A 23,435-nucleotide genomic window follows, 5' to 3' on the forward strand; every position below is an offset into this window, starting at 1 on the left:
TAAGTTTAGATTGTAGTTAAAAGAAAGCTATGCTAAAATGTTGAAATCATTTAAAGTTAGCTTTCTTTTTTATTTGATGAAGTTAATATTTTAATAAGTTTCAAACATTTATATAGAGTATTATTTATTATAGAGTATTACTTAGTTAAAATAAATTATAAAAAATAAGGAGTGTTTGAATGGTGAGTAAAATAAGATTTTGTATTATTGGTACAAGTAATATATCAAAACTATTTTTAAGAGCTGCATCTAGGGTTGAAGAGTTTGAACTGGTTGCTGTATATTCAAGAGATTTAGAAAAAGCTAAGGAATTTGGAAAGATACATGGGGCAAGTCTGTTTTTTGATGATTTAGAAACCATGGCTAAATCAGATGATATAGATGCTATATACATAGCTTCTCCAAACGCGATGCATTCAAAACAAGCTATTACCTGTTTAAAACACAAAAAACATGTGTTGTGTGAAAAATCATTAGCATCTAACTTAGAAGAAGTAAAATTAATGATAAAGGTTGCAAGGGACAATAATGTATTGCTTATGGAAGCTATGAGAATTACATATGTTCCAAATTTTAAAGCAGTTAAAGAAAATTTACATAAGATAGGTAAAATAAGAAGATTCTTTGGAAGCTATTGTCAGTATTCTTCAAGATATGATAAATATAAAAATGGAATTATAGAAAATGCATTTAAAAAAGAACTGTCAAATGGTTCATTGATGGATATTGGAGTGTACTGCATACACCCTATGGTGAATCTATTTGGCGCTCCAAAATGTGTAAAAGCATTTTCTCATATACTTCAAACTGGAGTAGATGGAGAAGGTTTAGCTATATTCCAATATGACGATATGGATGCAGTAGTTGAGTACTCTAAAATAGCTGATTCTTACATACCATCTGAGATACAAGGAGAAAAGGGAAGTATAATAATTGAAAAACTTAATCTGTTTGAAAAGGTAGTTATTAGATATAAAGATGGAACTGAAGAAGATATATCTATTTTAAAGGAAAAAGAAGAAGAGAAACCTAGAGAAATAGAAGGAATATACCATGAACTTATTGAGTTTACAACTCTTATAAATAATAACAAAATAGAGTCTGATATAAACTCACATGAAAATTCAAAGATAGTAATGGGGATTATGGATGAGATAAGAAGACAAGGGAAGATTGTTTATCCAGCTGACAGTCTGTAATTTATTTAAAAGCATATAATAATATATAGTATATGAGGTGGTAAATATGGAGAATATAAATTGGGCTATATTGGGTCCTGGAACTATTGCATCAGAATTTTCCAAGAGCATCAAAGGCTACAATAACTTATACAGATAGTGGAAGAGTTGAAACTCTAGAATATGGTGACACAGAAAAAGCTTTAAAGTATGAGATTGAATATGTTAACAATTGTATATCAAATAAAATAAAAGCAAATACTTTAGAATCATCTATATATGTCATGAATTTAATGGATGAAATAAGAACGCAATGGGGGCTAAGATATACTTTTGAATAAATTTAATTTTAAAATAAGTTAAATTGTATACATAATTAAGTATTAAAATGTCAAATTATAAAAAGAAGAAAATCACTAAAAAGATTCCTTTTTCAGTTATTTTCTTCTTTTTTTTTACAAATTTGTAACAGAATAAAAAAAAGTTTTGGAGATTTTATTACAATTTTGTAGTTGAATATATACATTAAAACTAATATGATTAATAATAACATAAATTTGAATATTTTTAGAGGAGAGAAAATATGAGAAAATTGATATACTTTATTACACCATTTATAATAGGCGTAGTATTTTTATTTGGGTTAGACAAATTTCTTGATTCTAAAACTGATGAACTTTTGAGGGAGAAAAATCTACTTCCAATTATGGATGATACTTTAAGTGATATAAAGGATAAAGGTGTTACAGCAAATAATCATTTTTTAAGAGAAAAAGATATTATGATTTTGGGGTCATCAGAACTTAGTAATTCAACAAAACAACATCCAAAGTACTATTTTAATACAGATAGGAGTAAAAATAAGGTGTTTGCAATTGGTAGAGCTTATACTCAGACATTACAAGATGCTGCAGTGTTAGGAAGTATGAATCCTAATATTGATAATAAGAAGGTTGTCTTGTTAATTTCTATGCAATGGTTTATGGAAAAAGATGGAGTTACAAGTCACCATTATCAGTCTAGGTTTTCACCAATACAATTTTATCGTTTTTTAGATAATCCAAAGATATCTAAACAAAATAAGATTGAATATGTAAAAAAATCAAGTAAGCTTTTATGGGGTAGTGACGAATATAAGGCAGAAGCATTGTATGCCAAGCTATATGAACCTAAGACAGTGTATGAAAAAGCTGAGAAGGCGTTGTTAGAGCCTTATTTTCAAGGGAGAAAATACTGTATAGAGCTTAAAGAAAAAGGGATACTTTATAAGAAATTAATTAGGCTAGATAAACACAAAAAAGAAGGAAGAAAAAAACCTATAAATTGGTCACATGAGAAAAAGAAAGCTATTGAAGATGCTAAAAAGAGAGTAGGTAATAATCCTCTAAACATTGACAAGTATTATTACAATGAACATTTTAAAGATGGTCTAGAGCAATATAGAGGAAGAGATAAGGGTGTAAACTTAGTAACATCTAAGGAATTTGAAAGTTATAAGCTTTTATTAAATGTATGTAAGGACTTAGATATTAAACCAGTTGTTGTATTAATTCCAAGTATGGGTAAATTTTATGATTTAACTGGTATTTCTGAGAAAGAAAGAAATCAGTTTTATGATAAGGCGCAGAACATAGCAGAAAGTAAAGGCTTTGAAGTTATGAATCTTAAAGATAAAGGGACAGAGAAATATTATTTAAGAGATGTAATGCATCTTGGAACGAAAGGATGGGTAGATGTCTGTGAGAGATTATTTAAAATATTTAAAGAGCAATAAAGAATTAGTAACTAGTATTTGTTTAACTATGATTATAATATTGGCAATAGGTGTTTTAACATTTACACCATTTAAAGAGTTGCCATTTATTTATAATGGATTTTAAAGGAGAATTTTTATATGAAAATTATTGAAGGAATAAAAAAATATTCAAATACAGATAGAATAGCTTTGACATGTAATGGAGATAAACTTTCTTATAAAGATTTAAATGAATGTTCAGATGCTATATCAGTATTTCTAAAAAATGTATACAAAGAAGAAGATACTCCTATAGTAATCTATGGTAATAAAGAAAATATGATAATGGCGTGTATGATAGGAGCTTTAAAATCAGGTAGAGCGTATGTTCCTCTTGATATTAGCTTTCCATTAGATAGAGTTTTTGAAGTTACTAAGGAAGTGAAACCAAAGGTGTTGTTTAACTTTAGTGATGAAAAAGATTTTGGCGATATCAATGTAATTGATAAGGATAAATTAAATGATGTAATAAGCGAATATAAAGGAAAGTCATTAGATAAAGAAAACTGGGTAAAAGATGATGAAAATGCATATATACTATTTACATCAGGTAGTACAGGAAAGCCAAAAGGAGTTCAAATAAGCTCAAATAACTTAGATAGTTTTGTAGATTGGATAAGCCCATATTTAAATATAGATGGAAGTGAAAAAGTAATAATGAATCAAGCAGCATATTCTTTTGACCTTTCAGTGACAACAATATACCCTGGTCTTGTTCATGGAGCTACATTATTTTCAATATCAAAAGATGTGCTAGCAGATTATAAAGAGCTATTCAGACAATTTGGCGAGTCTAATATTGCAGTATGGGTATCAACTCCTTCTTTTGCAGGTGTATGTGTAACAGAAAAAGAGTTTAATAGTAAGATGCTTCCTAAGCTTGAATCAATGATATTTATAGGAGAAGCACTTTCAAAGAATCTTACTAAAGAGCTTATAAGTAGATTTCCAAATACAAGAGTTATCAATGGATATGGACCAACTGAAGCCACTGTTGGCGTAAGTGTAAATGACATGACTCAAGAAGCTATAGATGATGAAAAGAGTCTTCCAGTTGGATATCCTATGCAAAATTGTAAAATAAAAATACTTGATGAAAATGGAAATGAGCTGAAAGAAAATGAAAAAGGTGAGATTATAATAGTTGGACCATCAGTTTCCAAAGGTTATTTCAATAATAAAGAGAAGACTGATGAAGTATTTTTCTATGATGAAATAGATGGTATAAAATGGAGAGCTTATAAAACTGGTGATATGGGATATCTCTTAGATGGAAATATATACTATTGTGGAAGAAAAGATTTTCAAATCAAGTTAAATGGATTTAGGATTGAAATAGAAGATATAGAAAATAATTTGAGAAAAGTTCATAATGTAAAAAATGCAGTAGTTTTACCAATATATAAGGATGAAAAAATTGCTTATTTAAAAGGTATTGTTGAGTTAAATGAGAAGAATGATTTAGGTAATATCAAAAATGGGATGATGATAAAAAAGGAACTAGGAAAGTATATACCTTCGTATATGATTCCAAGAAATATTGCAATAATTTCCGAGTTTCCAACAAATATCAATGGTAAAATAGACAGAAAGAAACTTATGGAGGAAATTTAATGGTTTTTTCACAGTATGGAGATTATTTTTATCTTTACATATTATTATTAACATCAATACCAGCAGTGATTTTGGGCTTAATGGGTAAAAATATAAAGTATTATGGTATGTTGGCAAGTTTATTTATGATATTTTTGATTGTAGGAATAGATGTTCAATTTAAATACTTGTTGATATTTATCATTTTAGAAGTAATAATAGTCAAAGGATACGAATATGTAAGAAGAAAAACTAAAAATAAATATATATATTGGGGCTTTTTGTTTGCATCAATGCTTCCAATAATAATTAATAAAATATCTCCAGTTACATCTTTTGGATTGATTGGATTTATTGGAATATCATACTTAAATTTCAGGGCTATACAAATGGTTATTGAAATTTATGATGGTGCTATAAAAGAGGTTAAGATTTCAAATATGCTTTATTTTATGTTATTTTTTCCAACACTGAGTTCTGGGCCTATTGACAGGTCAAGACGATTTGAACAGGATTTAGAGAAGAAAATACCTAGAAAAGAGTATATAGAAGAATACTTATTGCCTGGAATAAAAAACATTGTTATGGGAGTAGGTTATAAATTTGTTATAGCATTTTTGATAAATACATATTGGGTATCAATAATACCTAAAGATATGAGGTTTATAAATGTTTTAAGTTATATGTATGCATATAGTTTATACCTGTTCTTTGATTTTGCAGGATACAGTTTATTTGCTATAGGGACAGGATATATATTTGGAATACAAGTACCTATAAACTTTGATAAACCATTTATAAGTAAAGATATGAAAGAGTTTTGGACAAGATGGCATATAAGTCTTTCAAGATGGTTTGGAGATTATATTTTTTCAAGATTTGTTATGTCTTCAATGAGAAAGAAAAGATTTAAGAAAAGAACTACTGCTGCTCATGTAGCTCAGATGATAACAATGATAACAATGGGATTTTGGCATGGACTAACTTGGTTTTACATTGCTTATGGTGTGTATCAAGGTTTAGCACTTGTCTTAACTGATATATATCAGAGAAAATCTAAATTTTATAAGAAGCATAAAAAAGAAAAATGGTTTGAGAGAGTTCAAATTTTCATTACATTCCATATTGTATGTTTTGGATTATTGATATTCTCAGGATATTTAGCTTAATTTTAAGGAGGCAAATTTATGCAGGAAACAGTTATAGAAATATTTGAAGATGTATTAGGAACTGATGAGATAAGAGATGATTTAGACCTTAACTTATTTGAAACAGAGCTTTTAGACTCATTAGCTATAATTGAAGTTTTACTTGAGATTGAAAATAGACTTGGAATAGAACTTCAACCAACTGATTTAGAAAGAAAAGACATGTCTACTGTAAATAATTTAGTAAAATTCTTAGAGACAAGAAAATAAATTAATGACTAAATGTTTAATTATTAATTTACATAATAAAAGATTATAAAGTCCATCTAATATTGATATTTGATGGATTTTTTATTGTAAAGAGATATAACTTAGTTGTATAAATATATAAAATAGTGAAAAATTTAAAGTATGAATGAAAGATTGCATGCTATATAAATTAATAGTAATATCTATTGTAAGATATACTATCTTTAATTGAGTGAAATATCTTTTGTCATAGATTAGAATTACTTTATGGACGTAGATGTTAATTATAATTTTATAAAAGTAGAATACACATTTAGGAGGGGAACTTAATTGTCTTTAAATTCAATAGATAGAAAAAAAGAAATATTAGAACTGTTAGATGCAAAAGGAAAGGTAAATACTAAAGAATTAGTAAAAAAACTAGAAGTATCATCAGAAACAATAAGAAGGTATTTGGAAGAATTAGAAAGTGAAAATAAGTTGAAGAAGGTTTATGGTGGTGCTGTAAAAATAAATTATGGAGTAATTGAGCCAGAACATGTAAAAAGAAATAGTACTAATTTAGAAAAGAAACAAAGTATTGCTAAGTATGCAGCTAAATTTGTGAATGATAATGAATCAATTGTAATAGATGAAGGGACTACTAATTTACAAATTGTGGATTACATAGTTTCTGTAAAAAATCTAAAGGTTATTACTAGTTCTTATCCTGTGCTATCAAAGTTGATTTCATATGAAAACCAAGGCATATTTGATGGAGAGGTTATATTTATTGGTGGTAAAGTAAATTTAAAACATCAAAGAACAGCATGTCAAATGTCAATAGATGCTATGAAAAACTTATATGTAGATAAAGCATTTATATCTAGTGAAGGTGTAATTGATAGCTTTGGAATTAGTAGCATAGAACAAAATAAAGCGTTATTGTCAAAAGAGTATATAAGAAATTCAAAGGAAAGTTTTGTATTATGTGATAGTTCTAAGATTGGAATTGTCAGTATGTACAAGATAGCTGATTTGAATGAATTAGATTTTGTTATTTGTGACGCAGAACCTCCAAGTGAATGGAAAGATAAATTAAATGAATCAAATATAACATGGATAGAAGCAAAATAGAAGTAATAAATTTATAAAATTTAACAAATTCATATATTTAACCTAGAAAGAAGATTACAAATTTTAATTTTTTGTGTAGAGTTTTAGTGGAATTTTTATATTAGATATTGAAAACAAGCAGAATCAATTAAAAACAACTAAAAACATAAATTTAATATACATTTAACCTAAATATGATGTATAATTAACATGAAAAAGTTATACTTTAAAAGTAAAAACAACTAAAAACACAAAAATTCTAACTGAGAATCTATGGAGGTTATAAATATGAAAAAGTTATATGGAGAAAAAATAAAGGCAGTAGTATTTGACTGGGCTGGAACAACAGTAGATTATGGATGTTTTGCACCTCTCAATGTATTTATAGAGATATTTAAAAGAAGAGGCATAGATGTAACAATGGAAGAAGCAAGAAAACCTATGGGGAAATTAAAAATAGACCATATAAGAGAAATGTGTGAAATGGATAGGATAAAAAATATTTGGGCAGAGAATTTTGGAGGATTTCCAACAGAGGAAGATGTAAACAAACTTTATGCTGAATTTGAACCTATGTTATTTGAAACTCTAGAAGAGTATACAACTCCAATTCCTCATGTTGTTGAAACTATTGAGAGATTAAGACAAAATGGATTAAAAATAGGTTCTACAACAGGTTATACAAGAGAAATGATGAATATAGTTGAACCAAATGCAGCTAAAAAGGGATATTCGCCAGATTTTCTTGTAACACCATCAGAAGTATCTCAAGGAAGACCATATCCTTGGATGTGTTATAAAAATGCTGAAGCTTTGGGCGTATCTCCAATGAGTGCCATGGTAAAAGTAGGAGATACATTAAGTGATGTAAAAGAAGGTATAAATGCAGGAATGTGGAGTGTTGCTGTAATAAAAGGTTCAAGTGAATTAGGTCTTACACAAGAAGAAGTAGAAAATATGGATAAAGAAGAATTAAAAATTAAGATGGAAGCAGTTTCAAAGAAGTTTAAAGAAGCAGGAGCACATTTTGTTATAGAAACTATGGCAGAATTAGAAGATGTTTTAGTAAAAATAGAAAATGAAACAATTAAATCAGATTTTGTACCAGAAAATGACTATATATTACTTACACCAGGACCATTATCTACTACTAAATCAGTAAGAGCATCTATGTTAAAAGATTGGTGTACATGGGATGTTGAGTATAATGATTTGGTACAAGATGTTAGAAGAAGATTAGTGTCTTTAGCTACAAAGAATACAGAAAAATACACAAGTGTATTAATGCAAGGTAGTGGTACTTTCTCAGTGGAAGCTACAATAGGAAGCACTATTCCAAAGAATGGCAAACTTCTTGTAATTGCAAATGGAGCATATGGAAAGAGAATGAAGGATATATGCAGTTATTTAAATATAGAATATGTTGATTGTACATTTAGTGATGTAGAAGCAGTTGACCTAAATAGAGTGGAAAATTTATTGAAAGAAAATAAAGATATTACACATATATCAATGGTTCATTGTGAAACTACTACAGGTAGATTAAATCCTATAAAAGATGTAGGTAAACTTGCAAAAGAATATAATAAGGTTTACATAGTTGATGCAATGAGTAGTTTTGGTGGAATTGAAATTGATGTTGAAGACTTTAATATAGATTTTCTAGTGAGTAGTTCTAATAAATGTATACAAGGAGTTCCAGGATTTGGTTTTATAATAGCTAACAGAGACGAATTAGCTAAATGCAAGGGAATTGCTAAATCTTTATCTCTTGATGTATACGCTCAGTGGGAAACTATGGAGAATAATAATGGTAAATGGAGATTTACTTCTCCTACACATGTTGTAAGAGCTTTTTATCAAGCATTACTAGAGCTAGAAGAAGAAGGTTCTGTCGAAAAAAGATATGCTAGATATAAAGAAAATCAATTTACAATATCTTCAAGATTAAAATCTCTAGGGTTTGATACATTGGTGAATGATGATGCTCAATCACCTGTAATAACAACTTTCCTATATCCTAAGAATGCAAAATTTGAATTTATGGAATTCTACACTTATTTAAAAGAAAATGGATTTGTTATTTATCCAGGTAAATTGACTGACATAGATACCTTTAGAATAGGAAGTATAGGAGAAGTGTATCCGAAAGATATGGATAGACTGGCTGATGTAATCGAGAAATTTATCAATATGTAGATTATAGAAGTTCATTGGTAGATTATAAAGTTTAGAGAGTTACGAGACAAATATATAAATAGTTAAATAATAGAGGAGTATTTTATTTGAATTGGAAATCTAAGAAAGAAGAATTCATAGTTCATATAAAATATCTTCTCTATTATTTTTTTTATTTATCTGTCTTTAAAGGAGCATTGTTTTATTCATCAAGATTGTTATACTTGACAACGTAACAATGTTTTGTTATATTATATTCAAGAACAAAATAAGTTATTGAAAGGAAATCATTATGGATGGAGAATTACGTTCACTAAATTTTAATGGAATGGGAAAATGTAAAGGCGGAATTTTTGATGAAGTTAATATAGCAGGTACAGGAAAAATAGATGGAAATATAAAATGTAATAAATTTGATTCTTCAGGTTCGGCAAAAGTGATTGGAACAACGGAATGTAATGAATTTTTTACAGCAGGATTGAGTAAAATTGAAGGCAATATATTGGCATCACAAGTGACAATATTTGGATTTCTTAAATGTACTGGAGACATAAAATCAAGTAAAGTTAAATCTGGAGGAATTATCAATGTTGGAGGAAACTTAAAGTCAGATATTATTAGCGGAGAAGGATGTCTAAAAATCAATAAGAGCATAGAATGTGAAAGTGTTGACTTAAGTGGAATTTTGGATTGTGATGGATTTTTAAATTGTGAAGAGCTTAAGATAAGTTTGCATGGAACTTCTAATTTAAACGAAGTTGGTGCAAGCAGTGTAAATATAAAAAAGGGACATGGTGATTATTGTAAAAGATTTTATAGAGCCGAAAAAAAGAGTGGGGATTTTGAAAAAGTATCTTCTAATCTTAGAAATCTAGGTCTACTATCAGTTAAAAAATACACAGAAAGTAGATTATTAGCAAATGTTATAGAAGCAGATGAAATCAGCTTAGAAAATAGTGAAGTTAAAATTGTAAGAGGTAAAAATGTTAAAATAGGTAAAGGATGTTATATTGAGAGTTTGGAGTATAGTGAAAGTATAGATATTGATGAAAGCTCAATAGTTATTGAAATAAAGAATGTAAATGGAAAAGTAAATCTAAATAATGAAAAAGTAAATCTAAATAAAGATAAGTAATATTTACGTTTAAAATAAAATTTAGAATGAGGTAATAATATGGAAAATGGATCTATAAAAATACTTGGAGAAGGATTTATCAATAGTGGGGAATATGAAAGTATAAACATTATGGGAAGTGCTAGGTCAAAAGGAAATATCAAATGTAATGAAGTAAAGGTATTTGGAGATGTAAAGTTTGATGGAGACATTAGTATAAAAAACTTTGTAGTAAATGGAAAGGCTACTATAAAAGGTAATCTTAAAGCTGAACGTGTAAGAGTTAATGGGCAACTTAGTATAGATGGAGATGCAGAAGTAGATGACTTGATTATAACTGCTCAACAGAAAATTAATGGAAACTTAAAGTGTAATAATGTTACAGTAAAAGGTCAATTAATTGTAAGTGAAAGTATTTATGCACAGGATATAAAAGTTTATGGTGAAATGAAAAATAAAGAAAATATAGAATGTGAAGATATAAAGGTTCATGGAGCAATAAAATGTGATGGTCTTTTAAATGGAGAAAACATATATATCTATTCAGGAGGAGGCTCTTATTGTAAAGAGATAGGAGCAACTAATATAGAAATAGGTAGAAGTAAAGATATTTTTACATTTGGAATTAAATTTATTAACATTTTTTCAGGCAAATTTAAATGCAATTTGATAGAGGGAGATACTATTGAATTAGAAGATGTTTCAATAAAAGATATACGAGGAAAAAGCATATCTTTAGTAAGCAATTGTGATGTTGAAAATATTGAATACAGTGATAAGTTGTTAGTTTCAGATAATTCGAGTGTAAAAAACAGTACAAAGGTGGGCTAGAAAAATTATGGAAGAATTGATATCTAAGAAAGATTTATTAAGCAAAACTAATATATCTTATGGGCAGCTATATAGATGGAAAAGAAAAAATATAATACCAGAAGAATGGTTTATAAAAAAATCAGCTTTTACAGGTCAAGAGACTTTTTTTCCAAGAGATAAAATACTAGAAAGAATAGAGTTAATACTATCTATGAAAGAAGAAACATCTCTTGATGATATTGCAAACATGTTTACAAAAAAAGATACCAATAAAGAGTTTGATATTGACTTTATTTTTGAGAAGGAAGCTATATGTAAATATACAAAAGAAATATTTCAAAATTTGTATAAAAAAGAGCAGAGTATAGGTAAAAAAGAATTACTTATATTGAGCATAATAGAGAAATTTTTAGTTAAATCCACAATAACATTTGAAGAATTAAAATTGATAGTCAATATAATAGAAGAAAATTTTAAATCAATATACAATGAAAATGGAAGAATTTATTTGTTTAGAAAGTTTGGTGTTCCATTTGTAATAGGATGCTTGGATTATAAACAAGTGAAATTTGAAAAGGATGTAGTTAAAATTATTGAAATTGACTTAATGAAAGAAATAAATGATATAAGTATTAAGTTATCATAGTAGGTTATTGTAAATTACTTATTATAAGTAGATATAGATAGATTATAGTTTCTGAGAAATTACAAAATGAACCATATTGAATTATTATAAATTATAGAAAGAGTATAGTTACAATAATCTCTATGGTTCATTTTATTATTCAAATAATTTAATATTTATAAAATTGGTTAGTATCAATATAATAAATTGCTTAAATACAGTAGATTATTTTTATTTATTCAAATAATGAATTTTTAAAGTCTAAGAAATACCCTTGTGGATGAAGACAAACAGGGCAAGCTTTTGGAGCTTCCTTACCAATATGAATATGTCCACAGTTTGTACATATCCATTGGATATCTTCATTTCTTCTAAATAAAGTACCTTCTTCTAAATCAGTAGCATATCTACCAAATCTATCACCATGAACTTTTTCTATTTCAGCTATATTTTCAAATAATTTAGCTATAGCTTCAAAACCTTCTTCACGTGCTGTTTTTCCAAAGTTTTTATATACATCATCCCACTCTTGAAGCTCATTATGTTGTGCAGCTTTAAGGTGTTGAGCTGTCTTATCATATAAATCTACAGGATATGCTCCTGATATACTTATATTTTCTCCAGCAAATTCTTTTAATTTAGTAAAAAATTGTTTTGCATGTGACTTTTCTTGGTCAGCAGTATAATTAAATAAAGATTCTATTATATATAATCCTTCTTTTTTTGCTACAGATGCAGAAATATTATATCTATTTCTAGCCTGGCTTTCACCTGCAAAAGCTCTTAATAAATTTTCTTTAGTTTTACTGTCTTTTAAATTCATATTATACCTCTCTATTAACAATAAATTTTTACAATATTTGATTCTTTTTATTTATTATTCCAAGACGAGATATAATTATGCTCAATTTAGTCAGCATTTTTGAAATTATTATTAATTTTTTTTAAGATTCTAAGGAATTCTTGCTTTTCCTTTTCTGTAATGTTACAGTAGGCTGTTTCTTTAACTTGCGATGAAATACTATTGAATGTATCCTCTATTAGCATTGCTTTTTCTGTAAGTTTTATATATGTAATACGTTTATCACTATCGCACTTTTGTCTTTCTATATATCCGAGGTTTATAAGTTTATTAACTAATACTGTAACAGTAGATTTGTCTTTTCCTATTTTAGTTGCAATTTCTTTCATTGTAAGTATTCCATTATTTTCATAAAGTGCAGTGAGTATATTTCCATGTGTAGGCAACAATTCATTTAAACCATTTTTATTGAGTCTATTTTCAATGAATTTAAGCATATTAGCTTTTGTTTTACTTATAAAATGTATGATATATTTATCTTCCATAAATTAATCTCCAATCTTTAAATTATTTGAAGTGATTTGAAATAAAAAGTAGTTTGACATAAAACTATTTTTCAACTATAATTAGTTTAACATAAAACTAAATGTATTGGGAGGAAATTTATGAGTAAAAATTTTAAATCACTATATATTACAGAAGAAGAAGGAAGTTTTAAGAGAAATATAATAGAAAGAGATATAGATGCACTACCAGAAGGAGATGTTCTAATAAAAGTAAGATATTCTTCATTAAATTACAAGGATGCACTTTCAGCAAATGGAAATAAGGGTGTCACTAGAAAATATCCTCATACTCCAGGAATAGATGCATCTGGTGTAGTAGAATTTAGTAGTTGTGATGATTTTAAAGTTGGGGATGAAGTTTTAGTAACAGGTTATGATTTAGGTATGAATACATCTGGAGGTTTTTCAGAATATATAAGAGTTCCTTCTAATTGGGTTGTCAAACTTCCAAATAATCTTTCTTTAAAAGAAGCAATGGATTATGGTACAGCAGGATTTACAGCAGCTTTATCTGTATATAAATTTGTAAATACTGTAGACAAAGATATGGGAGATGTACTAGTTACTGGTGGTACTGGAGGAGTTGCTGTGATTGCAACTAAAATATTAGTTAAATTAGGCTATTCAGTTGTGGTTTCAACAGGAAAATTGGAAGAACAAAAAGAAACATTATTAAAGCTAGGAGTTAAAGATGTTATACATAGATCAGAAGTAGATGATAATTCAGGGAGACCTCTACTTAGACCAAGATGGGCTGGAGTAATAGATACAGTAGGAGGAAATACTTTATCAACAGCAATAAAGACAACTAATTATTGTGGAGCAGTTACAACATGTGGTAATGCAGGTGGAATTGATTTTACAAGTTCAGTATATCCATTTATATTAAAAGGTGTTACTTTATATGGTATAGATTCTGTAGAATGCCCAATGAATTTAAGATTAAAAATATGGGATTTATTATCAAATGAATGGAAGCTAGAAGATTTAGATGACATGGTATCTGTAGTATCATTAAATGAATTGAGTAAGAGTATAGATTCAATAATAGAAGGAAAGCATGTAGGAAGAACAGTAGTTGATTTAGGTTTGTAGTTAAGGTTAGGTTTATAGTTAAGTTAACTAATGTTGAATATATAATTGATTTTTAATATATAGTTAAATAAGTTTTAATGTAAAACTATAATATCAAATCATAAAATAAAAAATGAGATGTCTTAAATTTATTTTATTTAAGAGTATCTCATTTTAATTTTTATGTAAAAAACTTATGTAAAGCTTTTGGATAAAAAGACTATTCGTGAACAATTAATTCAAATACATCAGGTCTTGAATAGTGACCTTCTGAATCAAAATCTAGTCTACTAAGAACTATTTGTTCTAAATCTAAATCAGCTATTAATACTTCTTCTTTATTGAAAACAGGACCTGCTACATATTTTCCAAAAGGGTCAACTATACAACTTCCACCTGGACACATAATCTCTGGTTCTGCATCAAGTTCTCTATAATAGTTAAGGTCAGTTGGGTACATATTTTTTTCAACATATTGATTGCATCCAATAACGAAGCATCTTCCTTCTAAAGCAATATGTTTCATAGTTGATTGCCACTCTTCTCTTGAATCAGCAGTAGGAGCTATATAAAGTTTTACACCTTTAGCATAAAGAGCTGTTCTAGCTAATGGCATATAGTTTTCCCAACAAATTAATGAACCCATTTTTCCATATGGAGTATCAACAACTGTAAGAGTGCTTCCATCACCTTCACCCCAAATGCATCTTTCTGTTCCTGTAGGTTTAAGCTTTCTATGTTTACCAATAAGTTTACCTTCTGGTGAGAAAAATAAGTTTGTGCAATAAAGAGTGCAATTTATATCGTTTCCATCTCTTTCTGTTATTCCCATTGATAGATATACCCCTGCTTCTTGGGCCGCTTTTCCTAATAAATCTGTTGTAGCACTAGGTACTGGTACAGAATTATCATAGTATCTTTTCCAATCTTCTCTACCTTTCATTGTTCTACTTCCAACAACAAATCCAAATGAAAGTCCTCTTGGATATGCAGGTATAAATGCTTCTGGGAAAACTACTATATTTGCCCCTTTTCTACCAGCTTCTTTAATTAATTCTAATGCTTTTTCAACAGTTTTATCTAAGTCCATTATAATTGGTGATGCCTGAACAACGGCAATTCTTACATTTTTATTTTCTTTGTTCATAAAAACCTCCTAAAAAATATTTGAATTTGTTGATTTCAACAGATTACATCAAGTTTTATTTGAGAAAAAAGTATCTTATCTTGTAAATAATGATGCAACTGTATATTTAAAATGATACATCATGATTTAGCAAATTACAATTATACAAAAAAATAATTCATGCTAAGTATCTTCTTCTATAAGCATATAATAATTCTTTATATTAATTATAATGACTATTAAATTATCATATTTATAATGAATAGTATTTATTTCTTGGTGAACAATAATTAAAAATGAGATTTTCATATATTAATATATGAAAAAATAAGCTTAATGAAATACGAATAATTAATTAGAAAACAATAAAATAAATTTATCAAAATAGAGCAGGATGAAAAAGGAAATAAAACTGTAAAAAATATAAAGTATTTATATAAATTTATAGAGTTTATACATCAGTTTAAGGAGAATTTTATGAAAGAAAAAATTTATTATAATGGAAATATCATTACAATGGAAGATTCAATATGTGGAGATGCTATTCTTATAAAAGATAAAATAATAAAAAAAATAGGAACAAAAGAAGAAATTTTAGTTTTAAAAAATGATGAAACAGAAGTCATAGATTTACAGGGAAAAACATTGATGCCTTCCTTTATAGATTCACACAGTCATTTGACAGCTTTTGCTACTACACTAAGATTAGTTCCTTTAGAAGATGCAACTAGCTTTAAAGATATAGTAAAGAAAATACAAGATTTTAAAGATTCAAAGGATATAAAAAAGGGTGAATGGATAATTGGGTTTTCCTATGATAACAATTTTTTAGAAGAAAATATGCATCCAGATAAAGATTTATTAGATAGTGCGTCTTTAGAAAACCCAATACTAATTTCACACGCTTCTGGTCATATGGGAGTTGCAAATACTTTAGGATTAAAAAAATTAGGTGTTACTCATGAAACACAAGACCCAGAAGGAGGACATATAGGCAGAGTCAAAGGGAGTAAAGAGCCAAATGGATATTTGGAGGAAAATGCATTTTTTAAAGTATCCTCTAAAATAAAACAACCATCATTAGATGAAATTTGTAATCTAATTGAAAAAGTACAAGATATTTACTTAAGTTATGGTATTACAACAGCGCAAGAAGGATTAATGGCAGATAATCAATTTAATCTTTTAAAATTAATGTCAAATCAAAATAGACTAAAAATGGATATTGTAGGATATATAGATTTAAAAAATAGTAAATCTGTGAAAGATGATAATAAAAATTTTGTAAAGAAATATGTAAATAGATTTAAAATAGGAGGATATAAGATATTTTTGGATGGTTCTCCTCAAGGAAAGACAGCATGGTTAACGAAACCATATGAAAATTCAGAAGATGGTTATCGTGGGTATCCTATATATAAAGATGAGGAAGTAGAGAAACTTATAAAAATTTCAGTAGAAGAAAAAATGCAACTTTTAACTCATTGTAATGGAGATGCAGCAGCAGACCAACTAATAAATTCATTTGAAAAAGTTATAAAGGAAAAAAATATCAAAGATGATATGAGACCTGTGATGATACATGCTCAAACTGTAAGAGAAGACCAAGTTGATGAAATGAAAAAAATAAACATGATACCATCATATTTTGTAGCTCACACATACTACTGGGGAGATATTCATATTAAAAATCTTGGAGAAGGTAGAGCATTCAAGATTAGTCCTCTTAAAACAACTATAGAAAAAGGTTTGATTTATACTTTACATCAAGATACACCTGTAATAGCACCTAATATGCTTGAAACAATATGGTGTGCGGTTAATAGAATTACAAAAAAAGGAGTATTGATAGGTGAAAATGAAAAGATAAGCCCATTGGAAGCTTTAAAGGGTGTTACTATAAATGCGGCATATCAATATTTTGAAGAAGATAAAAAGGGTTCAATCAAAGAAGGTAAACTAGCTAATTTAATAATACTAGATGAAAATCCACTTACAGTTGACCCTCTTAAAATAAAAGATATTAAAGTTTTACAAACAATAGTAGAAGGGGAAGTATTATATTCATTAAAATAGATATGAATTATATTATTTTAGAGATTGTGTAAAAATATTGCGTAAAAAAATATTATGTAAAAATAAAATCTAATCTAATAAAATAGGTAGAATTAATAATATTATATATGACTGAATGGTTAGCTTATTAGGTCTAAAGGGTCATTGCCATAATTTTATTAATTCTACCTTGAAAATTTATATTTTTAGGACACTACTATGTAGATTACCTTACTTTCAACTTCATTTGGATTTCCCCACTTATGTCTCATACCAAAAGGTATTTTTACACTATCACCTTCATTTAATTCAAATATATCATCTTCCAAACTAAGCTCAACACTTCCTTTAAGTATATAAGCAACTTCGTCTCCAGAATGCCCATTTTTTTCTACATAAAGTCAATTTTCTGCCTATACTTGAATTACTAATTAAAATCCTCCTATTCTAAAATCTGACAAAGAGTATATAAAGAATTATATCATAAGGTAAAAAAATTTATATAAAAATTGATAACTATATAAGATTGATAAAGAAAAAGTCAAAATAGATAATTGATTGCTAAAATTAGTATAATTATAATGAAAGTAAAAGTAAGGTTAATGATAAAAAGTTAAATAATATTAATTTAATTAAATATAATTTGACAATATGTAAAAAAGTGAGTAAAATATAACTAAATAAAAATAATAGGTTCGGATAAGACAGAAAAAGATTTCTTAACCTTAAGCAAATATACTATTATCAAAGTTAACTGAGATTAAGAGATAACATCCAATCTTAAAGTATTGAGGAGGAAAAAATGCTTGATATAAAAAGAATAAGAGAAAACTTAGATTGTATAAGGAAAGCAATGGAAAGAAGGGGTGAAAAAGCCTTTAATCTTGATGAAGTAGTTAAGTTAGATGATGAAAGAAGAAAAATTCTTCAAGAAGTTGAGGTTATGAAAAATGAGTTAAATATTGCATCTAAAAATATACCAAATCTTATAAAAGAAGGTAAAGATGTAGAAGATGAAAAAGCTAAACTAAAAGAGTTATCTGACAAGATTAAAGTTATAGACCAAAATCTTAAAGATGTAGAGGACAAGATGGAATATTTGTTAATGAGAATTCCAAATGTACCACATCCAGAAGTACCACAAGGGGAAACTGATGAAGATAATGTTGAAGTGAGAACTTGGGGTAAGACGACTAGCTTTGATTTTGAATCTAAAGCTCATTGGGAAATAGGAACTGAGTTAGGTATACTTGATTTTGAAACAGCTGGGAAAATAACTGGTTCAAGATTCACTCTTTATAAGGGATTAGGAGCTAGATTAGAAAGGGCATTATTAAATTTTTATCTAGATACAAATACAACAGTAAATGGATACACAGAAATTATTCCACCATTTATGGCAAATAGAAATAGTTTTTTGGGTACAGGGCAACTACCTAAGTTTGAAGAGGATATGTTCAAGATAGAAGGATTAGATTACTTTTTAATTCCAACATCAGAAGTTCCCTTAACTAATATACATGCTAATGAAATACTTAAATTTGAGCAATTACCAATAAATTATACGGCATATACTCCTTGTTTTAGGTCAGAAGCTGGTTCTGCTGGAAGGGATACAAGAGGTTTGGTAAGACAACATCAATTTAATAAAGTAGAAATGGTAAAAATAGTAGCACCAGAAGAATCTTACAATGAATTAGAAAAATTAACTAATAATGCTGAGACTATGCTACAATTATTAAACTTACCATATAGAGTAGTAAAAATATGTACAGGTGACTTAGGTTTTACAGCTTCTTTTAAATATGATGTAGAAGTTTGGATGCCAAGCTACAACAGATATGTTGAAATTTCATCTTGTTCAAACTGTGAAGATTTTCAAGCTAGAAGAGCTGGAATAAAATTTAAAAGAGATAAAAATTCTAAAGCCGAATATGCACATACATTAAATGGTTCTGGATTGGCTATTGGAAGAAGTGTAGCGGCTATATTGGAAAATTACCAACAAGCGGATGGTTCTGTAATAGTTCCAGAAGTTTTAAGACCATATATGGGTGTTTCTGTTATTAAATAATAATTGAAATATATACTTTAAATAATAAAGTAAGCTATAAATAATTTAAAAAATAATAATTAATATAATAATGTGTACAAACTAATGAATATTGATATAGTATAGCTATCATATGAAAGAGTATGTGCACATTTTTATTTACTAATTTATTTAAAGATAAATGAATATAAATAATCTATAAACAGAAAGGGTTTTTTTATGAAAATTCAAAATACTGAGTGGGGATATATTGAATGGAAACATACTTATGATGAGAATAACCCAAAACAAGCTATGAATATATACATTGCAGTTACCATGCCAGGTAAAAAACATTTTAATCATGTTCATTATGGGCAAGAACAGATGATATATATTTTAGAAGGAGAGGGATTGTATATTATAAATGGAGTTTGGAAGCCATTTTCCCAAGGTATGATTTTTTATATAGAATCTGGTAGCACACATGAGTCTATAAATACAGGAGATAGACCAATAAAAGAGCTTATTGTTTCCAATAATGTAGATGATGTAGGAGAGAGTGAAGTTATAGATATTAATCCTAATAATTATTTGAAGAAGACTTTAATAAATTATAGCGAAAGTACTTTAAATTTGTATGCGGCTGTAGAATCAATTCGTGGTCAATTTATAGACCCATTTAGAATTCCATTGATTATATATGATGATTCATGGAATATAGTTTTAAAAAATCCTTATTTTCCACTATTTTGTTTTGAAAAATGTAATCCTATGAAATTTCCTCAAAATTGTGATTGTATGAATCAAAAAAGTAGCAACCAATTTGTATGTAAGTATGGGATAACTATATATAATATACCTATATTATACAAAAATAATAGTATAGGTGTTATAAGAGGAGGATATGTATTATTATCTGATTTAAATTTAGATACAACACATAGTAATTTATATGATATACCAGAAGGTGCTGCTAGAAGTATAAAACGTCTTTTGAAACAAATATCTAAAAACATAATAAATTTTTGTTCATTTAATGATATAAGAAAGGATTTACAGGAAAAAGAGAAAACTATTGCAAGAACATATCACTATGGAGAACAACTTGAAATGAATTTAAAGGTAGCTCAAGATATGGTTACTAACTTAAGAATAAATCATCATTTTTTATTTAATACTCTAAATTCAATGGCAAGCATAGCACTTGATGATGGTAGTTATGATTTGTATAGTGCAATAATAGATTTATCAAAAATGTTTAGATATACAATGAGGTCTGATTTACGATTTGTAGAATTAGAATCTGAAATATTATATATTAAAAATTATTTGAATTTACAGAAATTGCGTTATGGAGATGAACTTAAAGTAAAGTACCTTATTCCAAGGAAGCTATATAACCTTTCTGTACCTTTTAACTTTATGCAACCTATTGTAGAGAATGCATTTACACATGGGTTTAGAGATATTGATTCAAAAAAGAGAATAGAAATAATTGCTAGAGTAGATTCCCAGTATGCTATTATAGAAATTCATAATAATGGAACTATATTAGAAGAAAATAGTATAGACAAAATAAAGGCAGGTATTCGTAGTAATAATGGTCATGGTTTGTCTCTAATATATACAAAATTTACATCTGCTTATGGAAATAATTTTGATATGGATATAAAGTCAAGTGATAATGAGGGGACTTACATAATGATTAAAATTCCTATTGAAAATTATAAGGAGTATGTATAGAACTTATATAAAATTAATAAGTTTTATAAATATTAAGAAATATATTAGATGTTTTTATGTTGTTTTATATATCTTGCTTTTTTATATTATTAAGCTAAAAGGGAGGAATTCTCATGAGAAGAGCACTAATAATAGATGATGAAGAAGCTGTTCTAAAAATAATAACACACTTTATAGAAATGAAAGATATGCCAATAAAAATTGTTGATAAAGCAACATCCGGCGATGAAGCAGTAGAGAAAATAATTGATTTAGAGCCAGACATAGTTTTTATAGATATTCAAATGCCAATATACAATGGGTTAGAAGTAATAGAAAAAACATCTTACCTATCTAAAAAAATAAATTTTGTAGTAATAACTGCTTTTGACTATTTTGAATATGCTCAAAAAGCTTTGAGATTAAATGTGAAAGATATACTCCTTAAACCATTAGATATGAAAGAATTTACTAAGTCTGTAGAAAAGATTATCGGATATCAATATACTAATAATGATTTATTAAATGAAATACTGGAATATATAAATCTAAATTATAGTGATGACTTAAAGTTAAATGATTGTGCTAAATTATTTTTAACCAATCCATCTAATATATCTAGGATTTTTAAAAGTAATTTGAATACGACTTTTATATCATATCTAAATCATATAAGAATAGAAAAATCTATTGATTTACTTGAAAATACTACAAAAAGTATAAATGAGATTGCAGAAATAGTTGGATATAATAGTCTGAATAACTTCTATAAAAACTTTAAGATAGAAAAAGGAGTAACTCCAAAAGTTTATAAATTGAATACTAAAAATCGAAATTGATAAATAAAAAGTCAATATAGATAATTGTTTGAATATGTCTGAGTAAGTATACTTTAATTATAATAAAAATTAAAGCGCTTTAAATATATTTAATAATATTAAACCTTATAAAAGCTGTACCTATTTATATAAAAAAATATATATAAATAAAAATAAAAAGATATAAAAATAAAAAAAGTAAGTCAAATACTATTCTGAAAAGACAGAATTTTCATTTAATTTACTTTGAATTTATATTTGTTAAAGAAGGTAACTTTATAATGGAGGTAATTTAATATGTCAGACAAAGTCAATGTGAAAAATATTATCTGTATTGCGGGTGCTTATTTAGCAACAGCAATTGGTTCTGGATTTGCTACTGGTCAAGAAATACTCCAATTTTTTGCCTCACAAGGGTATATGGGGCTGATTGGGGCGTTAATATCAATGGTGTTATTTTCATTTCTTGGTGCTGAAGTTATAACTAGAGGTAGAGAATTAAAACTTAAAGAACCAACAAGAATTTACACTTTTTATTGTGGGAAGATTTTAGGAAAATTTTACGAATGGTTTAGTCCAATATTTTTATTTGGGATTCTTATAGTAATGATTTCAGGTGCAGGCTCAACTTTAACTGAATATTATGGTATAAATCCTTATTTTGGAAGAGTGTTGATGGCTGTTGCTACCTTGATTACAGTATCTATGGGTCTAGAAAAATTAGTAAGTATACTTGGTCGTATTGGACCAGTGATAGCAGTATTTACAATTGCTGTTGGATTAATAAGCTTATTTAAGCATTTTGATGGTTTATCTATGGTTGGAGAAGCTATGAAAAATATTGAAGTTACAAAAGCATCAGAAAGTCCAATCATTTCAGGTGTAATATATAATACATTAAATATTATTGTAATGATTGTCTTTTTAACAGGAATGGGAGCTTCTATTGAAAGTAAAAAGGATGCTTTCTGGGGAGGTTTATTAGGTGGAGTTGTATTTATGACTGCTGGTATAGTTATGTATTTGGCTATGATTTCAGATATAGGAAACTTGTACATGAAAGAAATACCATCACTTTATTTAGCGGATAATATAGCTCCTATTATAGGTGTATGTTTCTCAGTTGCACTTATATTAGGTATTTATACAACAGCTGTTCCACTTTTATGGTCTGTAACTAATAGAATTGTTGAAGATGAGCATCCTAAATTTAAATTGGTAACAACAGTAATAGCTATTTTAGCTTGTATAGGTGGATTTTTACCATTTGGTAAACTAGTAAATATTTTATATCCATATACAGGTTATATGGGACTTTTAATTTTAGTTTGTATGGTATATAAAGCAATTACATGTAGACAGAAATCAACACAAAGTCAGGAATAGAGCCACTTATTAATATTTTCTAGTTAAAGAAACTTTTTATATAATCTAAATTTAAAAAGTCAA

General features: G+C 27.5%; 21 protein-coding genes and 1 pseudogene. 18 read left to right on the forward strand and 4 right to left on the reverse strand.

Going from position 1 to position 23,435, the window contains the following annotated elements; genetic code table 11:
• The first annotated feature begins 179 nt into the window (after positions 1-179).
• The 12 genes from KGF45_RS10940 to KGF45_RS10995 all read left to right on the forward strand — a co-directional run bounded on the left by KGF45_RS10940 (position 180) and on the right by KGF45_RS10995 (position 11,809).
• Complete coding sequence (locus KGF45_RS10940) at positions 180-1,199, forward strand: Gfo/Idh/MocA family protein (RefSeq protein ID WP_227827634.1); 1,020 nt, start codon at positions 180-182, stop codon at positions 1,197-1,199.
• An 86-nt stretch (positions 1,200-1,285) separates the two neighbouring features.
• On the forward strand, positions 1,286-1,519 hold the full coding sequence (locus KGF45_RS10945; RefSeq protein ID WP_227827633.1) for a hypothetical protein: 234 nt from the start codon (positions 1,286-1,288) through the stop codon (positions 1,517-1,519).
• Positions 1,520-1,761: 242 nt separating this feature from the next.
• The gene (gene dltD / locus KGF45_RS10950) at positions 1,762-2,952 is read left to right on the forward strand and encodes a D-alanyl-lipoteichoic acid biosynthesis protein DltD (protein ID WP_227842554.1); all 1,191 of its coding nucleotides are present in this window, start codon (positions 1,762-1,764) and stop codon (positions 2,950-2,952) included.
• A complete protein-coding gene (locus tag KGF45_RS10955) occupies positions 2,918-3,058 on the forward strand; it encodes a hypothetical protein (protein WP_227434522.1) in 141 nt (46 codons plus the stop codon). Before dltD ends, KGF45_RS10955 begins: the two co-directional genes overlap by 35 nt.
• Positions 3,059-3,072: 14 nt before the next feature.
• Complete coding sequence (locus KGF45_RS10960) at positions 3,073-4,587, forward strand: D-alanine--poly(phosphoribitol) ligase (protein ID WP_227842555.1); 1,515 nt, start codon at positions 3,073-3,075, stop codon at positions 4,585-4,587.
• Positions 4,587-5,735, forward strand: a complete 1,149-nt coding sequence (gene dltB, locus KGF45_RS10965) for a D-alanyl-lipoteichoic acid biosynthesis protein DltB (RefSeq protein WP_227839580.1) — start codon at positions 4,587-4,589, stop codon at positions 5,733-5,735. The genes KGF45_RS10960 and dltB overlap by 1 nt, the downstream gene beginning before the upstream one ends.
• Positions 5,736-5,753: 18 nt before the next feature.
• The gene (gene dltC, locus KGF45_RS10970; RefSeq protein WP_227434367.1) at positions 5,754-5,984 is read left to right on the forward strand and encodes a D-alanine--poly(phosphoribitol) ligase subunit DltC; all 231 of its coding nucleotides are present in this window, start codon (positions 5,754-5,756) and stop codon (positions 5,982-5,984) included.
• Positions 5,985-6,293: 309 nt separating this feature from the next.
• Positions 6,294-7,079 (forward strand): DeoR/GlpR family DNA-binding transcription regulator, encoded by a 786-nt coding sequence (locus KGF45_RS10975; protein WP_227827629.1) that lies wholly within the window; start codon positions 6,294-6,296, stop codon positions 7,077-7,079.
• Positions 7,080-7,346: 267 nt separating this feature from the next.
• On the forward strand, positions 7,347-9,257 hold the full coding sequence (gene phnW, locus KGF45_RS20460) for a 2-aminoethylphosphonate--pyruvate transaminase (RefSeq protein WP_227842556.1): 1,911 nt from the start codon (positions 7,347-7,349) through the stop codon (positions 9,255-9,257).
• 271 nt (positions 9,258-9,528) lie between these two features.
• Positions 9,529-10,371, forward strand: a complete 843-nt coding sequence (locus KGF45_RS10985) for a hypothetical protein (protein WP_227827627.1) — start codon at positions 9,529-9,531, stop codon at positions 10,369-10,371.
• 39 nt (positions 10,372-10,410) lie between these two features.
• Positions 10,411-11,181 carry a polymer-forming cytoskeletal protein gene (locus KGF45_RS10990; protein WP_227827626.1) on the forward strand — a complete coding sequence of 257 codons (771 nt, stop codon included), beginning with the start codon at positions 10,411-10,413 and terminating at the stop codon, positions 11,179-11,181.
• A 7-nt stretch (positions 11,182-11,188) separates the two neighbouring features.
• A complete protein-coding gene (locus KGF45_RS10995) occupies positions 11,189-11,809 on the forward strand; it encodes a YhbD family protein (protein ID WP_227842557.1) in 621 nt (206 codons plus the stop codon).
• Positions 11,810-12,023: 214 nt separating this feature from the next.
• On the opposite strand, the gene rbr is transcribed toward KGF45_RS10995, so the two are convergent.
• Both rbr and KGF45_RS11005 read right to left on the reverse strand, forming a co-directional pair.
• Positions 12,024-12,611 carry a rubrerythrin gene (rbr, locus tag KGF45_RS11000; RefSeq protein ID WP_227434375.1) on the reverse strand — a complete coding sequence of 196 codons (588 nt, stop codon included), beginning with the start codon at positions 12,609-12,611 and terminating at the stop codon, positions 12,024-12,026.
• Between the two features lie 86 nt (positions 12,612-12,697).
• Positions 12,698-13,135, reverse strand: a complete 438-nt coding sequence (locus KGF45_RS11005) for a MarR family winged helix-turn-helix transcriptional regulator (RefSeq protein ID WP_227827624.1) — start codon at positions 13,133-13,135, stop codon at positions 12,698-12,700.
• Positions 13,136-13,255: 120 nt separating this feature from the next.
• Between KGF45_RS11005 and KGF45_RS11010 the strand changes: the two genes are divergently transcribed.
• Positions 13,256-14,251 carry a YhdH/YhfP family quinone oxidoreductase gene (locus KGF45_RS11010; RefSeq protein ID WP_227827623.1) on the forward strand — a complete coding sequence of 332 codons (996 nt, stop codon included), beginning with the start codon at positions 13,256-13,258 and terminating at the stop codon, positions 14,249-14,251.
• Positions 14,252-14,450: 199 nt separating this feature from the next.
• Here the strand turns inward: KGF45_RS11010 and KGF45_RS11015 are convergent, their stop codons facing one another.
• Complete coding sequence (locus KGF45_RS11015) at positions 14,451-15,377, reverse strand: carbon-nitrogen hydrolase family protein (protein WP_227827622.1); 927 nt, start codon at positions 15,375-15,377, stop codon at positions 14,451-14,453.
• A gap of 456 nt (positions 15,378-15,833) precedes the next feature.
• Here KGF45_RS11015 and KGF45_RS11020 point away from each other — a divergent pair, with 456 nt between their 5' ends.
• Positions 15,834-17,432 (forward strand): amidohydrolase, encoded by a 1,599-nt coding sequence (locus KGF45_RS11020; protein ID WP_227842558.1) that lies wholly within the window; start codon positions 15,834-15,836, stop codon positions 17,430-17,432.
• Between the two features lie 185 nt (positions 17,433-17,617).
• On the opposite strand, the pseudogene KGF45_RS11025 reads toward KGF45_RS11020, so the two are convergent.
• A pseudogene (locus KGF45_RS11025) lies at positions 17,618-17,782 on the reverse strand (cupin domain-containing protein); the annotation flags it as partial.
• A 431-nt stretch (positions 17,783-18,213) separates the two neighbouring features.
• Between KGF45_RS11025 and serS the strand changes: the two are divergent.
• From serS to KGF45_RS11045, 4 genes are all read left to right on the forward strand, one after another.
• Entirely contained in the window at positions 18,214-19,485 is a 1,272-nt protein-coding gene (serS, locus tag KGF45_RS11030) for a serine--tRNA ligase (protein ID WP_227842559.1), read from the forward strand.
• A gap of 198 nt (positions 19,486-19,683) precedes the next feature.
• Positions 19,684-21,189, forward strand: coding sequence for a histidine kinase (locus tag KGF45_RS11035; RefSeq protein ID WP_227842560.1), 1,506 nt, complete (start codon positions 19,684-19,686; stop codon positions 21,187-21,189).
• 113 nt (positions 21,190-21,302) lie between these two features.
• The gene (locus KGF45_RS11040) at positions 21,303-22,007 is read left to right on the forward strand and encodes a response regulator transcription factor (protein ID WP_227827618.1); all 705 of its coding nucleotides are present in this window, start codon (positions 21,303-21,305) and stop codon (positions 22,005-22,007) included.
• A 276-nt stretch (positions 22,008-22,283) separates the two neighbouring features.
• Positions 22,284-23,372, forward strand: coding sequence for a hypothetical protein (locus KGF45_RS11045; protein ID WP_227827617.1), 1,089 nt, complete (start codon positions 22,284-22,286; stop codon positions 23,370-23,372).
• The last annotated feature ends 63 nt before the right edge of the window (positions 23,373-23,435 follow it).

Origin of the sequence: Clostridioides sp. ZZV14-6154, from assembly GCF_020657785.1 — a bacterium.
Taxonomy (GTDB): domain Bacteria; phylum Bacillota; class Clostridia; order Peptostreptococcales; family Peptostreptococcaceae; genus Clostridioides.

Bases quoted from the DNA above. Each gene is read 5' to 3' on its own strand.
- KGF45_RS10940 (WP_227827634.1), top strand. From the start codon at position 180: ATGGTGAGTAAAATAAGATTTTGTATTATTGGTACAAGTAATATATCA.
- KGF45_RS11010 (WP_227827623.1), top strand. From the start codon at position 13,256: ATGAGTAAAAATTTTAAATCACTATATATTACAGAAGAAGAAGGAAGT.
- dltB (WP_227839580.1), top strand. From the start codon at position 4,587: ATGGTTTTTTCACAGTATGGAGATTATTTTTATCTTTACATATTATTA.
- KGF45_RS11005 (WP_227827624.1), bottom strand. From the start codon at position 13,135: ATGGAAGATAAATATATCATACATTTTATAAGTAAAACAAAAGCTAAT.
- dltD (WP_227842554.1), top strand. From the start codon at position 1,762: ATGAGAAAATTGATATACTTTATTACACCATTTATAATAGGCGTAGTA.
- KGF45_RS11035 (WP_227842560.1), top strand. From the start codon at position 19,684: ATGAAAATTCAAAATACTGAGTGGGGATATATTGAATGGAAACATACT.
- KGF45_RS11015 (WP_227827622.1), bottom strand. From the start codon at position 15,377: ATGAACAAAGAAAATAAAAATGTAAGAATTGCCGTTGTTCAGGCATCA.
- KGF45_RS11040 (WP_227827618.1), top strand. From the start codon at position 21,303: ATGAGAAGAGCACTAATAATAGATGATGAAGAAGCTGTTCTAAAAATA.
- KGF45_RS10960 (WP_227842555.1), top strand. From the start codon at position 3,073: ATGAAAATTATTGAAGGAATAAAAAAATATTCAAATACAGATAGAATA.
- KGF45_RS10985 (WP_227827627.1), top strand. From the start codon at position 9,529: ATGGATGGAGAATTACGTTCACTAAATTTTAATGGAATGGGAAAATGT.
- rbr (WP_227434375.1), bottom strand. From the start codon at position 12,611: ATGAATTTAAAAGACAGTAAAACTAAAGAAAATTTATTAAGAGCTTTT.
- phnW (WP_227842556.1), top strand. From the start codon at position 7,347: ATGAAAAAGTTATATGGAGAAAAAATAAAGGCAGTAGTATTTGACTGG.
- KGF45_RS10995 (WP_227842557.1), top strand. From the start codon at position 11,189: ATGGAAGAATTGATATCTAAGAAAGATTTATTAAGCAAAACTAATATA.
- serS (WP_227842559.1), top strand. From the start codon at position 18,214: ATGCTTGATATAAAAAGAATAAGAGAAAACTTAGATTGTATAAGGAAA.
- KGF45_RS10990 (WP_227827626.1), top strand. From the start codon at position 10,411: ATGGAAAATGGATCTATAAAAATACTTGGAGAAGGATTTATCAATAGT.
- KGF45_RS11045 (WP_227827617.1), top strand. From the start codon at position 22,284: ATGTCAGACAAAGTCAATGTGAAAAATATTATCTGTATTGCGGGTGCT.
- dltC (WP_227434367.1), top strand. From the start codon at position 5,754: ATGCAGGAAACAGTTATAGAAATATTTGAAGATGTATTAGGAACTGAT.
- KGF45_RS11020 (WP_227842558.1), top strand. From the start codon at position 15,834: ATGAAAGAAAAAATTTATTATAATGGAAATATCATTACAATGGAAGAT.